Annotated in this window: 13 protein-coding genes; all 13 read left to right on the forward strand. The window is 35.4% G+C overall.

Annotation, left to right across the window (positions count from 1 at the left end):
- The first annotated feature begins 3 nt into the window (after positions 1-3).
- The 13 genes from bshA (at position 4) to asnS (ending at position 14344) form a co-directional block, all read left to right on the forward strand.
- Positions 4-1146, forward strand: coding sequence for an N-acetyl-alpha-D-glucosaminyl L-malate synthase BshA (bshA, locus tag BCELL_RS09525; protein ID WP_013488498.1), 1143 nt, complete (start codon positions 4-6; stop codon positions 1144-1146).
- Positions 1143-2300 carry a CCA tRNA nucleotidyltransferase gene (locus BCELL_RS09530; RefSeq protein ID WP_013488499.1) on the forward strand — a complete coding sequence of 386 codons (1158 nt, stop codon included), beginning with the start codon at positions 1143-1145 and terminating at the stop codon, positions 2298-2300. The genes bshA and BCELL_RS09530 overlap by 4 nt, the downstream gene beginning before the upstream one ends.
- Positions 2297-3268 (forward strand): biotin--[acetyl-CoA-carboxylase] ligase, encoded by a 972-nt coding sequence (locus BCELL_RS09535; RefSeq protein ID WP_013488500.1) that lies wholly within the window; start codon positions 2297-2299, stop codon positions 3266-3268. The genes BCELL_RS09530 and BCELL_RS09535 overlap by 4 nt, the downstream gene beginning before the upstream one ends.
- Positions 3269-3631: 363 nt before the next feature.
- A complete protein-coding gene (panB, locus tag BCELL_RS09540; RefSeq protein WP_013488501.1) occupies positions 3632-4465 on the forward strand; it encodes a 3-methyl-2-oxobutanoate hydroxymethyltransferase in 834 nt (277 codons plus the stop codon).
- A 2-nt stretch (positions 4466-4467) separates the two neighbouring features.
- The gene (panC, locus tag BCELL_RS09545; RefSeq protein ID WP_013488502.1) at positions 4468-5346 is read left to right on the forward strand and encodes a pantoate--beta-alanine ligase; all 879 of its coding nucleotides are present in this window, start codon (positions 4468-4470) and stop codon (positions 5344-5346) included.
- Positions 5331-5714 carry an aspartate 1-decarboxylase gene (panD, locus tag BCELL_RS09550; RefSeq protein ID WP_013488503.1) on the forward strand — a complete coding sequence of 128 codons (384 nt, stop codon included), beginning with the start codon at positions 5331-5333 and terminating at the stop codon, positions 5712-5714. The genes panC and panD overlap by 16 nt, the downstream gene beginning before the upstream one ends.
- 79 nt (positions 5715-5793) lie before the next feature.
- Positions 5794-6840 carry a tetratricopeptide repeat protein gene (locus BCELL_RS09555; RefSeq protein WP_013488504.1) on the forward strand — a complete coding sequence of 349 codons (1047 nt, stop codon included), beginning with the start codon at positions 5794-5796 and terminating at the stop codon, positions 6838-6840.
- 46 nt (positions 6841-6886) lie between these two features.
- Positions 6887-9655 (forward strand): ATP-dependent DNA helicase DinG, encoded by a 2769-nt coding sequence (gene dinG, locus BCELL_RS09560; RefSeq protein ID WP_013488505.1) that lies wholly within the window; start codon positions 6887-6889, stop codon positions 9653-9655.
- A 38-nt stretch (positions 9656-9693) separates the two neighbouring features.
- Complete coding sequence (locus BCELL_RS09565) at positions 9694-10569, forward strand: ComEC/Rec2 family competence protein (protein ID WP_013488506.1); 876 nt, start codon at positions 9694-9696, stop codon at positions 10567-10569.
- Positions 10570-10597: 28 nt separating this feature from the next.
- Entirely contained in the window at positions 10598-11896 is a 1299-nt protein-coding gene (locus BCELL_RS09570; RefSeq protein ID WP_013488507.1) for an amidohydrolase, read from the forward strand.
- A gap of 337 nt (positions 11897-12233) precedes the next feature.
- Positions 12234-12407 carry a YpmA family protein gene (locus tag BCELL_RS22115; protein ID WP_013488508.1) on the forward strand — a complete coding sequence of 58 codons (174 nt, stop codon included), beginning with the start codon at positions 12234-12236 and terminating at the stop codon, positions 12405-12407.
- 12 nt (positions 12408-12419) lie between these two features.
- A complete protein-coding gene (locus tag BCELL_RS09575) occupies positions 12420-12944 on the forward strand; it encodes a cell wall elongation regulator TseB-like domain-containing protein (protein ID WP_013488509.1) in 525 nt (174 codons plus the stop codon).
- Between the two features lie 110 nt (positions 12945-13054).
- Positions 13055-14344 (forward strand): asparagine--tRNA ligase, encoded by a 1290-nt coding sequence (gene asnS / locus BCELL_RS09580; protein WP_013488510.1) that lies wholly within the window; start codon positions 13055-13057, stop codon positions 14342-14344.
- Positions 14345-14417 lie beyond the last annotated feature (73 nt).

The raw sequence follows: 14417 nt of genomic DNA on the forward strand, positions 1-14417 counted from the left end.
AGAATGAGCTATAGAATTGGAATTACGTGCTATCCAACTGTTGGCGGCTCTGGTGTAGTTGCAACGGAATTAGGGAAAGCACTAGCCGAAAATGGTCATGAGGTTCACTTTATTACTTCGAGTGTTCCTTATCGACTAAATGAGTGTCAAGCAAATATTTTTTTCCATGAAGTAGAAGTTAATCAGTATTCTGTATTTCGATATCCACCATATGATATTGCTCTTGCTAGTAAAATGGCCGAAATTGCTAAGAGAGAGAAGCTAGATATTCTACATGTTCATTATGCAATTCCACATGCAATTAGTGCTTATTTAGCGAAGGAAATGGTAGGTGACCATCTTAAAGTCGTAACAACATTACATGGTACTGATATTACTGTTTTAGGGTACGACCCTTCACTTAAAGACATGATCAAGTTTGGAATTGAGAAATCAGACATTGTCACAGCAGTATCAAATGACTTAGTTCAGCAAACGAGTTTACTCTTGCAGACGTCGAAGCCGATAGAAACGGTTTATAATTTTGTCGATCATAGAGTTTATTTTCCGAGAGACGCTACATATTTAAAAGGGCAGTTGAATATTGAAGAGTCACAAAAAATTATCGTTCACGTATCTAATTTTAGGAAGGTGAAAAGGGTTCCTGACGTCGTTGATGCTTTTCTAAAAATACAAGAGGAGGTAGACTCAGTATTATTATTGATAGGTGATGGACCCGATTTACCAGTAGTTCGTGAGAAAGTCGATGCGTTAGGGATCTCAGATAGGGTGAGGTTCCTAGGAAATCAAAAGCGTGTAGCAGATTTATTATCTATTAGTGATTTAAAACTGCTACTCTCAGAAAAGGAGAGCTTCGGTCTTGTAATTTTAGAAGCGATGGCTTGTGGTGTTCCTGCAATAGGCTCAAAAATTGGAGGAATTCCTGAAGTAATCGAACATGGGAAAAATGGATTTATCAGTTCCTTAGGAAATACACAGGAGGTAGCAGATTTCGCCATCCGAGTCTTAACAGATGAAGAGCTCCATGAAAGTATGTCAACTTTTGCTCTAAAACGTGCAAATAGTGATTTTCATAAAGGTAAAATTGTAAAGCAATACGAAGATATTTATGCAAAAGCTATTTCACTTATAGGAGAATTAAAATGATTTCTAACGAAAGCGCTGCAATTCACATCCTAAATAGTCTTGAAAGTTACGGATTTGAAGCGTTTATTGTTGGTGGTGCAGTTAGGGATAAGCTCTTAAAGCGGAAACCAAATGATATAGATATTTGCACGAAGGCAAGTATTAAACAAATTCAAAGTATATTTCCGTCGTCAATTCATGTAGGGAGTAACCATGGAACATTGATCGTAAAAATAAAAGGGTGCACACTAGAAGTTAGTACATATCGAGCAAGAAATGGAGAAAAGCCAACAATATATAGCGACTTATCATTGCGCGATTTTACTATTAATGCAATGGCAATAGATATTAGAGGAAATATAATCGACCCTTATGATGGACAATTGGCGATTAAAAGGAAGGTTATTGAAGTTGTTCAAAGTGGGCAGCGTTTTATAGAAGATCCGATTCGCTTACTGCGTGCCATTAGAATTGCTAAACAGCTTAACTTTTCAATTGAAAACAAAACAAGTGCACTGTTAACTGACAGTGCACATTTAATAAAAGAGGTGGCAGCTGAAAGGATAACTGCTGAATTTCAAAAAATAGTAACAGCAGTACTTAACAAAAAAGAGGTATGTGAATTAGTAAGTGGGGATGTTGTACAGAATATACCTTTCATGTTTCCCGAAAAAAAAGTGATTGAAAGCCTGAAAAGGTATCCATATGAATTCATAGTTAAACATCATGTTGAATGGTGGATGCTGGCTTCCTTTTCTTATGATAGTAATGAAACAGTCCATATTCTAAGCGAGCTTAAGCTATCAAAAAAAGTAGTAAAAGACATTACATTTATTAGTAAACTCGTTATAGAAGTCATATCTACGTCTTGGAGTGATTATCATTTATATTTATTAGGGCGAGAGAGGTTAATTTTTGCAGAAAAGCTGCTTTCTTTAATACAAATGCGCGAAAATAAATCGAGTATTTTACTAGACAAATACGATTCATTACCTATTCACGATAATAAAGAGTTGGCAATTACTGGACAAGAACTGTTAGAGTGGTTTCCACAGGAACGTGGTAAATGGATTGGTGACCGCTTAAAAAAGGTAGAGGAAGCAGTTGTACTAAATAAGGTAGCGAATGAGAAAAAAGCAATTTTTAACTCGTTAAAAAGGGAGATCATAAAATGAAAGCAAAAGTATTGCAGCTTTTGAGAACTTGTGAAGATCACTTTGTTTCTGGTGAGCATATTAGTAATCAGCTTTCAATAAGTAGAACGATGGTTTGGAAATATATCGATGCACTTAGAAAAGAAGGTTACGTGATAAAAGCAGTTTCAAACAAAGGATATCATTTAGTTGAAGAAATGGACGTTGTTAATGAGCATGCGATACGATCTCGCTTAGAGGTTGATGCCATATTTCAAAATATCATTTATGAGGATACAGTGACCTCAACGCAGCAGGTAGCTTATAAGCTTTTAGGAGAGGGAGCTCCACATGGCACTTTGATTGTTGCTAATGAACAAACATCTGGTCGAGGTCGTTTAGGTAGAGAATGGTATTCACCGGCTAATACAGGCATTTGGATGAGTCTAATTATGAGACCAAACATTGAAATGCAACAAACGCCACAGCTAACACTTGTAGCCGCCGTAGCTTTAGCAAGAGCAATTAAGGAAGCGACTAATTATGATGTACAGATTAAGTGGCCAAATGATCTCATTTTTAATGGGAAAAAAATAGCGGGAATACTAACAGAAATGCAATCTGATCCTGACCGAGTTAAGTCAGTTATCATTGGAATTGGTATAAATGTCAATCAGCAAACTTTTCCTGAAAGTATTGCCAATATTGCAAGCTCTTTGTCGTTAGAAACGCGTGAAACGTTTCATCGAGTTGCAATAATTGAACATTTTTTAAGGGAGTTTCAATGGTTATATCATACATATTTAGAAAAAGGATTTTCCTTTATAAAACCACTTTGGGAAGCAAGGGCTATTTCTATTGGTGAAGAAATTCTAGCAAAAACGGCAAATGGCGAATTAAAAGGAGTAGCTGAAGGCATAAGTGATGAAGGTGTCCTTTTATTAAAAGATAGTGAGGGGAATAGCCATCGGATCTACTCGGCGGATATTCATCTTCTAGAAAAAGAATAATAGCGTCATGCTTTTCATTTTCTTATTATTTCTTGATTATATAAATATGCTAGAAGGAGCAAAAACAAAAATCTTTTTGCTCCTTCTTTCTTATGTTATAATGCTTTTGGACGGTATCCGTTAGGAACTGTACTTTTATATTTCACAAATGAAAAATTGTATTTCTGCCTTGATCCAAAACTGGACTGGGACAGAGGGTGTAACAGATGAGGGATATTTATATCCTTTTATCATTAGGAACGACTTTACCTTCTTCCAGCTAGGAAGAAGTTTTTTGTTTTTTACTATACATGTAAAAAAATCATGTATTTTTAACGTTCCTGTGATCTCCCTTTTCTCAGAGAATTGAAAGGAGAGAGATGAATGAAAACGACGACTGATTTTTTTAATATGAAAAAAAATGGCGACAAAATTACAATGGTTACTGCATATGATGCGCCAAGTGCGAAGCTCGCAGAAGATGTTGGCATTGATACGATTTTAGTAGGGGATTCTTTAGGGATGGTTGTATTAGGTTATGACTCCACAGTCCCTGTTACAATCGAAGATATGATCCATCATACGAAAGCTGTTAAACGAGGAGCACAAAATACGTTTATCGTGACTGATATGCCCTTTTTAACTTATCACGCATCTTTAGAAGAAACCTTTTCTCATGCAAAAAGGCTTATTCAAGATGGCAATGCTTCAGCTGTTAAGATGGAAGGTGGCGGCGCGGTTCTAGACAAGGCGGAAGCATTAGTTAGCGCTGGTGTGCCAGTAGTTGCACATTTAGGGTTGACACCACAATCGGTAGGGGTGCTAGGCGGATATCGTGTCCAAGGGAAATCAAATAGTGAAGCCGATAAATTAATGAAAGAAGCAAAACGTGCAGAAGTAGCTGGGGTGTGCATGCTAGTGCTAGAATGTGTTCCAGAGGAATTAGCAAAAGTAATATCGACATCTATTTCAATCCCAGTCATTGGGATTGGAGCAGGAAGAGAGACGGATGGACAAGTGCTTGTTTTTCACGATGTCATAGGATATACACAAGGACATGTCCCTAAATTTGTAAAAAAGTATAGTGACGTTTCATCCATCGTATATGACTCTCTTCATGCTTTTCATCATGAGGTGAAAGATGGTGTATTTCCAGAGGAATCACATGTATTTAAACAGCCAGAACAATTAAATAATAAAATGTATGGGGGAAAGTAAACATGAAGATTTTCACGAGTATCCCCGCTCTTAAAATATGGTTAAAAGATAATAAATCGAATAACGCCTCGATTGGTTATGTTCCTACGATGGGATTTTTACATGAGGGTCATGAGGCATTATTAAATAAAGCAATAGAAGAAAATGATTTAGTTGTGTTGAGTATATTTGTTAATCCATTACAGTTTGGTGAAAATGAAGACTTTGATCGCTACCCGAAAAATATAGAAAAAGATATTGAGGTAGCTAAAAAATACGGGGTTGATGCGATTTTTCATCCATCCGTTCATGAAATGTACCCTTCAGAGATGAGTGCTACGTTTAAAGTTCACCATATGGATGTTCTATGTGGTGCGAAAAGACCTGGGCATTTTGATGGTGTTGCAACAGTAGTGATGAAGTTGTTTGGAATCGTCACTCCAGATCGCGCTTATTTCGGTTTGAAGGACGCGCAACAAGTTGCAGTCATCGAAAGGTTAGTAAAGGACTACCACTTAAATATTGATATTGTACGTGTACCGACAGTCAGGGAGAATGACGGATTAGCGAAAAGTTCGCGAAATGTCAACTTAACAAAAAGTGAACGAGCCGAAGCCCCCTATATTTATAAAACGTTATTAGAGGTTAAAAACTGGATATTAGATGAACGGTGCTACGATACTGACAAAATTGAAGTTAAGTTAAAAACACTGTTGTCAAAAAGACTTTCAGGGAATTTAGATTATGCAGAGGTGAGAGGATTTCCTTCGTTAAAGAAAATGAAAACACTCTCGAGCGATGTCATGATTGCAGTAGCAATAAAATATAGCAAAGCTAGATTAATTGATAATGTCATTTTTCACTTAGAGGAAAAGGAGGGGAAATTATGTATAGACAAATGATGAGTGGAAAGCTCCATAGAGCAACGGTAACCGAAGCAAATTTAAATTATGTTGGAAGTATTACAATAGATGAAGAATTAATGGATACAGTAGGCATATTAGAAAATGAAAAGGTGCAAGTCGTTAATAATAATAATGGTGAACGCTTAGAAACGTATGTCATTCGTGGTAAAAAAGGAAGTAAGACGATATGCCTTAATGGAGCAGCAGCAAGACTTGTCCAGCCTGGAGATAAAGTTATTATTATCTCTTATAAACTAATGAGTGAAGAAGATAGCAAATCTCATGAGCCGAAAGTAGCGATTATGAATGACAATAATGAGATTGTTGAAATGATGAATACTGAGCCAGCATCAACTTTAAGATAAATATGAATAAGAAGTATATACATCCCTCCTACGTTGGAACACTTATATAGAAGTGACTGCGATATTGGAGGGATTTCTTTTGTTCTCATCAAAGAAATGGAAAGAAATATCTGACTGGTTAATCAACAATCAACAAAATTTAACAGATAAAGAAAAAAAATATTGGATAGCGTTTTTATCAGAGCAAAATGAAATTTTACTTGATGTATGGAGTGAACAACTAGAGTTATTAGACGAAGTAAAGGATAATCTTTTGTCATCCGAATCGCTGACATTTAAGAAGGAACAGGAGAATGTAGAGGGGATTAGTTTTTTTCATTTAGGACTATATTCTAAGGCGATTGATTCCTTATCAAACGAGGTCGATAACACGGAACACCCCTCTCGCATTTATCTATACTTAGGATTTTCATATATGTATCTCAATAAGAATGATAAAGCAAAAGAACATTTATTGAATGTCATTTACCGAAGTGATGATCAATTAGAGAAGCATTTTGCTTTTCTAGGGCTTGGTATTCAAGCCGGGCGCGACAATGATATAGAACAAGCTATTTCTTATTTTGAAAAAGCAGAAGAACTCCTCTTCAATGGTGATGTAGTGTATAATTTAGGAATATGTTATTTGTTATTAGAAATGCCTAAGGAAGCCATTGCATTTTTCAATAAGGTAATTGGTTCTGGTGAAGGTGATGGAGAAGCATATTATTGGCTTGGGAAATGTTATATGGATACAGGTAATACCACGATGGCAATGGAAACTTGGTATCAAGCTGTACATGAGTTTGATAATAAAGAAATTCTTTTATCGCTTGCTTCGGAGTTTGAAGAGGAAGGATTTTTTTCTTGTGCATTGTACTGTTATGAGCGACTTTATGAGCTAGGAATGGAAGAAAGACTTGCCTTACATGGATTAGCTTGGAACTATGGTTTATTAGATCAACGTGATAAATCTATAAATAGATTTGAGCAATTATTGGAGGATTCACCAGAAGATATTAATGTATGGATTTCCTACGTATGGCTTTTGAAACAGTGGGATGAAAAGGAAAAACTAGATACATGTTTAAAGAAAATTAGTCAGTTAGAGATTCAGCACCCATTACTTAAAAAAATTACATCATAAATGAGATTGGTTTGCTGGGAGAAACATCGTACTTGGAGGAGAATGTATGGAACGTTTTGTTATAGTAGACGTGGAGACGACTGGCGTCTCTTTTATAAAAGGGGATCGCATCATTCAAATAGCCTTTGTTGTCATTGAGGGGAAAAAGATAATAGACAGATTTAACAGTTATGTTAATCCTATGAGAGATATACCACCATTTATTAGATCGCTAACAAATATTAACGATAATGAAGTGAAAGATGCTCCAACTTTTGATCTAGTGGCACCTAGGCTATTACAAGCATTAGACGGTGCCTTTTTTGTGGCACATAATGTAGATTTCGATCTAAGTTTTATTAATGAAGAACTTCATGCACTAGGATATACCGGATTAAGTGGCCCAGTAATAGATACAGTGGAGTTATCAAAGATTGCCTATCCTACTGCAGATGGCTTTAGGTTATCACAGTTATCAGAGAGCTTACATATGAATCATGATCAACCTCACCGTGCTGATAGTGATGCCGAAGCAACTGCACTAATATTTTTAGAAATAATGGATAAACTATATCACTTACCTAAACAAACACTAATTGAATTGAACAACTTGTCAACAAAGCTTAAAAGTGATATCGGATCGATCATTCAAGAGTGGATTATGGAAAAAGAAACATGTAGTGACGATAAATATGATCACTTTCAAGGTCTTGTTTTAAAAAAGCGTGAGAAAATATTAGACAATGAGCAAATGGAAGAAGTAGACAAGATATTATTTCACAATTTTTATGAATCAAATATAGTCAACACTAATTGGTGGCAAAACGTAATGGAAGGTTATGAAGTAAGAGCGGGGCAAACGGAGATGATGACATATATATATGAAACGATGGAGGAAAGGGCTTTTGGCCTAATAGAAGCAGGTACTGGAACTGGAAAGACACTTGCTTATTTATTACCTGCTGCTTTTCTCGCGAAAGAGAAACAGAAAAAAGTTATTATAAGTACACAAACAATACAACTTCAAGAGCAGTTAATAAAAAAGGAAGTACCTACTTTAGAAAGGCTATTACCATTTCCTATACATGTTGTCATACTGAAGGGGAGAAGTCATTATTTATGTTTACAGAAGTTTGCAAGGCTATTACAAGAAGATCATAATGATGCATACGATAGAACTGTGTCAAAAGCTCAAATTCTCGTGTGGTTACTTGAAACAAAGACAGGAGATGTAGAAGAACTTAGTCTTGCTTCACACTCAAACCGTTTTTGGAACGATATTGCAAGTGATGCATATTCCTGTAACTCTTCTAAGTGTGCTTGGTTTTCAAGGTGTTTTTATCAACATGCAAGAAATGATGCGAGAAAAGCTGACCTCATTATTACAAATCATTCATTAATTCTTGCTGATATTTTAACGAGCAATCAACTAATACCAAAATATGATTATGCAATTTTAGATGAAGCACATCACCTCGAAGATACAGCTACGGAACAATTCGGGCAGCAACTTGATTATTTATCTTTAACGCATCTCATTAACCGAATGGGGTCTAAACGTGGTGAAGGACTATTACGGCAAGTATATGATGAAATATATAATGATTATCGTGATACTGTTGAGAAAATAGAGGAAACCGGTACGAAAGTTAAATTTGAATGGTATGAATTATTTTTACTATTGAATGATTACGTCATTAATAGTAATACAAACTTTAATGAACGTGGACGAGCAACTGTAAAAATAAATGCCAAAGAGAACAGCTGGTATGTCATTGAAGAAGCAGCGAGACGTTGTAAGCTTTATTTAGAAGAGTGGCTTGCTAATATAAATCGTATAGTAGATATTTTAGAAACAATTGAATCGAATTACAATGATGCATTCACTTCATTCATAGACAGAGTAGAAGGTGTGTATTCCTCTTTAATTAAGCTTCTATTAGAACAAGATGATCACATGATATATTGGATTGAAGCTGATACGAAAGGTCCTAAGCAAGCTATATATATAAAAGGCCGTCCCATAAACGTATCTGAATCATTAGCTGATTTATTTTTCCAAAAAAAGGATAGTGTTATTCTTACTTCTGCTACGCTAACTGTCAATAATAAATTTAATTATATGATTAGACGTCTTGGATTATCAGATTTTTATGTGAAAACAAAGCATATTGATTCACCGTTTCATTGGGACAAGCAAGTAAAGCTCATGGTACCTACAGATATGCCCCTTATACAAGATGCTGGAGAAAAAGCATATGCTGAAGCTACAGTTATGCAAATTTATAGAATTGCTGAGATCACAAAAGGGAAGATGCTTGTACTATTTACTTCGTACGACATGTTAAAAAATTGTTACAACTACTTAAAGGAAATGCTAGACGATGAATATGCGATTATTGCACAAGGGGTACATTCAGGAAATAGAACAAAGTTAACAAAAAACTTTCAGCAATTTAATCAAGCTATATTATTAGGAACGAGTAGCTTTTGGGAAGGTGTAGATATTCCAGGAAGTGATTTAAGCATCATCGTAATAGTACGTTTGCCATTTACACCACCTGATGATCCAGTCTTTCAAGCTAAATCTACAGAGATGAAGCGAGAAGGCTTAAATCCATTTATGAAACTTGCCTTACCACAAGCGATTTTACGATTTAAACAAGGGTTTGGACGTCTTGTTCGAACGACACATGATCGGGGAGCGGTCATTGTATTAGATCGAAGAATTACTAATACAAAATATGGAAAGTTATTTATTAAATCACTTCCAGAAATACCTTTAGTCGAAAAATCGTTGGATGAGTTGGAAGATGACATTTTATCGACACTTTGATAACGGACATAAGAATCCTATTTGAAAGGAAGTAAAGAATGAAAAAGCAGCTATTTTCACTTATGATATTAACTATTTTTGTCGTTCTTTATACCCCACTTGTAGCGTTTGCTGATAAGGTTGATTTAAACTTATCTGAGGGAGAAATAGCGTACACTTTTTTTGATTTATCACATGGGGAATCTACATTAATACAAGGGGATAGTGGAGAAACGATCTTATTAAATACAGGTCATGGACAAAGTGAAGACGATTTAGAAGATCGATTAGATATGTATAAAGTAGATGTTATTGATACGTTAATCATTTCTAGTAAAGAAATGGAGTATATCGGTAATTTACCTTATATTATAAATAACTTTCATGTGAAAAATATAGTCATTCCTTTTACACTTAAGAGTATGTTTGAATCTGTACTTTCAAATTTTAACGGAGAAGTTACCTATGTAGAGAAAGGTGATCATTTTTCATTATTGGAGGATGTGACTGTTGAAGTACTATATGTTGAAGAAAGTGAAGGTGTAGGTAAAGGTGGCTGTGCTTTATTTATTGATCATTTTAATAAAAGCCTCCTTTATATGACGATTGCTGATTATGGCGTTGAAGAATCATTAGTGGAAGAGTATGATTTGAAAGCAACAATGTTTAAAGTTCCTGACTTTGGAAGTGATCGTGGAACTTCAGCACCTTTATTAGAAGAGGTTGATCCGCAAATCGCCGTTATTTTTCGTAATGGTGAGGATGAGCCAAGTAACTTTGTATTGGAAAGGTTAAATGAAACATGGATTGATATTTATCAAACGAGTAGAATTGGAACGATAACAGTGCGATGTAATAAGGAGGATTATGAAATCATTACTGTTCGTCCGTCACATAAAAATAGCTTACCGAGCAGCTGGCTAACATTTGATTAAGTGAATATTAGTGAAGAGGGGATAATCTGTGGTTACTGTAATACACTCGATAACGATCATTACATTAGATGAAAATAACGCTATCTTTCAAGGTTTTGTTATAATCAAAGGTGGCACCTTTCAAGAAGTGGGATCGGGATATCCAAGCAAAAAAATATTGGATACTGCTGATGAAGTCATTAACGGCAAAGGGAAGTGGATGATGCCTGGTCTTGTGAATACGCATGGACACTTAGGAAGTACATATTTACGAGGAGCGGGTGATGACATTCCTCTAATGAATTGGTTAGAGAATGTGATGTGGCCTGCTGAGAGAAGGTTTACACGAGAGACTGTGTTACAAGCAGCATCATTAGCGATCCTAGAAATGGTCAAATCTGGAACAACAACCTTTTTAGATATGTACCATCTTCATATGGATAATATTGCGGAATTGGTAATAGAGAGCGATATGCGTGCAGTTCTTTGTAGAGGAATGATTGGACATTGTTCAGATCAGGAACAAGAAGAAAAACTTTTAGAGTCGATTCAGTTATATCACAATTTCCATGGAGAGAACGACAACAAACTTACAGTAGCGCTATCTCCACATGCACCGTATACTTGTCCACCCGTTTTTTTAGAAAAAGTTGTAGATAAAGCTGTGGAAAATGGTATGTGGATCCATACGCATGTATCAGAGACAAAAAAAGAAGTAGTGGATCACATTCAAAAGTATGGGAAACGGCCAGTAGAACATTTAAATGAATTGGGGATGTTTAACGTACCTTGTCTTATTGCTCATGCAGTACATGTCAATGATGAAGAATTAAATATCTTAAAGGAAAAAGGTGTATCAATCTCACACAATCCAATGAGTAATTTAAAGCTTGGTTCTGGAATTGCGCCTATTCCAAAAATGCTTGATTTAAACCTATCAGTGTCACTAGGAACTGACTCAACGGCAAGTAACAATAATTTAGACATGTTTGAGGAATTACGAATAGCGACGCTCATTCAAAAAGGATTACATGAGGATCCAACGATAACTAGTAGTGAAGCATACTTGCGCATGGCCACACAATACGGAGCAAAATCACTACAAATAAATAATGTTGGTGAAATTAAAGAAAATTTTATTGCTGACTTTATCCTTATAGAGCCGGAAGTACCCCATCTTTTACCTTGGAATGAGGATAGAATTATATCCCATATCGTGTATAGTATGAAAGGGTCAGACGTTACTGATTCATTCGTGCAAGGAAAACAAATCATGAGAAACAGAGAGTTACTTCAATTAGATGAAGAAAAAATTTTATATGAAGCGAATTGTTATTTAAAGAGTTGAGCACCTTTTTTTAAGGTGCCCATGGATGGTAGGTGTAGGTTATTATTTTGTTTTTTCACATCTCTCTGGAAATTTTGTCTGCCTAAAAGCGATACTAACTGTGCTAAAATGATGGGGACGGTGAGGTGACCGTAAGGATATAAGATCCTTTTCAAGATGATACAATTCAGCAGTGGTGGCTGCTATTTGTTCGTAGCTTTTATTATTTTCGTTCACGCTCATCATCCTTTTCTTTGGAGCGGTAACTATAGTATCACCGCTTATGACACCAGTATGACTGACAATATTTCTCCTTAGTAGGAGAAGATTTTCATGTATAGTCAAAGGAGGCAACATAGTGAAGAAAAAAGCAACATTAGCGAAATTATGTACGGTAACACTGTGTCGAAATAACGAATTATATAAAGTGGTTGATTCATTAAATAGAACGTTAAAACATCGGGATTTACTTTTTGGCTTATCATTAAATAAAGAAGAACAAAAAATGGAGTTAACTATTTATGAAACGTAAGTAGGTGAAAGTATGGTAAAAAAATTAATCATTATATTTGTAATTATCTTAAGTATAGCTTCTGTCATTTTTACTTATCTTTTATACAGTTCAATCACATCACCATTGGAAGAAAGACAATTGAATGCGCAACAATATGTTCTTGCAAATACAACTATTGCTGAAATTAACAACATTGACTACTACCATGGCAGAAGGTCGTTTCAAGTAATGGAAGGTATTGATGAAGAAGGAACGGAAGTATATATTTGGTTCGAAGAGTTATTAGAAAATGATAATGAGGAAAACAGTGAGGATATAGAACCGCAATTGGTGATCAAAAATCAAAGCGATGGTTTATCGAAGGATCATATTCGTGATATTGTACATTCACGATTGAATGTAAAGAAAATAAAGGATATTAATTTAGGCATCATTGGAAATACACCAGTTTATGAAGTGATTTATGTCGATGATATGGATAGGCATTCTTTTTATTACGTTACATTTGAAGATGGTACTTATATAAGGCACTATCAATTTAAAAAGCCGTCTTAAAGTACCGTTTGTTACATTGACTTCTATTTTTCGACAGTTGTATAATGGATGAGGATTGTCCTTAATATACATACATTTAAAAATTATTGAAAAACTATGGAGGGAATAATGTGAAAACAACTATTGCAAAAATAGGAAACCATGTTGAGCAATCAGTAACGATTGGTGCTTGGTTAGCGAATAAACGTTCAAGCGGAAAGATCGCTTTTCTTCAATTAAGAGATGGTACTGGTTTTATTCAAGGTGTTGTAGTTAAAGCCGAAGTAGAGGAATCAGTGTTTCAACTTGCTAAGGAGCTAACACAAGAGAGTTCTATTTATGTAACTGGTATTGTGAGAGAAGATAAACGAGCTCCTTCTGGGTATGAACTTACTGTACAAGAAATTCAAGTAATTCATGAGGCGAAGGATTACCCAATAACACCAAAAGAGCACGGTACAGAGTTTTTGATGGATCACCGTCATTTATGGCTTCGTTCAAAGCGACAACACGCTATTATGCGAGTTCGTAATGAAATAATTAGAGCTACGTATGAATTTTTTAATGAGCAAGGTTTTTCGAAAGTAGACCCACCAATTCTAACTGGAAGTTCAGCAGAAGGTACAACAAATTTATTCCACACGAAGTATTTTGATGAGGATGCTTATTTATCTCAAAGTGGTCAACTTTATATGGAGGCTGCTGCAATGGCGTTAGGAAAAGTCTTTTCTTTCGGTCCAACTTTTCGAGCAGAAAAATCAAAAACGAGACGACATCTTATTGAGTTTTGGATGATTGAGCCTGAAATGGCTTTTATGGATCATGAGGATAGCTTAGTCGTTCAAGAACAATATGTTTCACACGTTGTACAAGCTGTATTAGCAAATTGTAAACAAGAACTACAAGCATTAGAAAGAGATACTTCTAAGCTAGAAAACATAGTAGCTCCTTTCCCAAGAATAACGTATGATGAAGCAATTGATATGTTAAAGAAAGAGGGACATGAAATAGAGTGGGGAGAAGACTTCGGTGCACCTCATGAAACGGCGATAGCAGAAAAGTATGATAAGCCTGTTTTCATTACGCACTATCCTGCTGAAATCAAAGCTTTTTACATGAAGCCTGACCCTAATCGTGAAGAAGTTGTATTATGTGCGGATTTAATCGCACCTGAAGGATACGGAGAAATTATAGGTGGCTCACAAAGAATAGATGATGAGGATTTGCTAAAACAAAGATATGATGAACATAATCTTTCAGAAGAATCCTATCAATGGTATCTGGATTTAAGAAAGTACGGATCTGTTCCACATTCTGGTTTTGGATTAGGCCTAGAAAGAACGGTTGCTTGGATGTGTGGAGTCGAACATGTAAGAGAAACAATTCCATTTCCTAGACTATTAAACCGTTTATATCCATAATAAATATTTTTTATCATCATGTTGTTGGATGTAAATAAAAAAGTAAGCTATAATAAACTAAAAGCCAAGCGTC

The sequence above is a fragment of the Evansella cellulosilytica DSM 2522 genome (assembly GCF_000177235.2).
Taxonomy (GTDB): Bacteria; Bacillota; Bacilli; order Bacillales; family Salisediminibacteriaceae; genus Evansella; species Evansella cellulosilytica.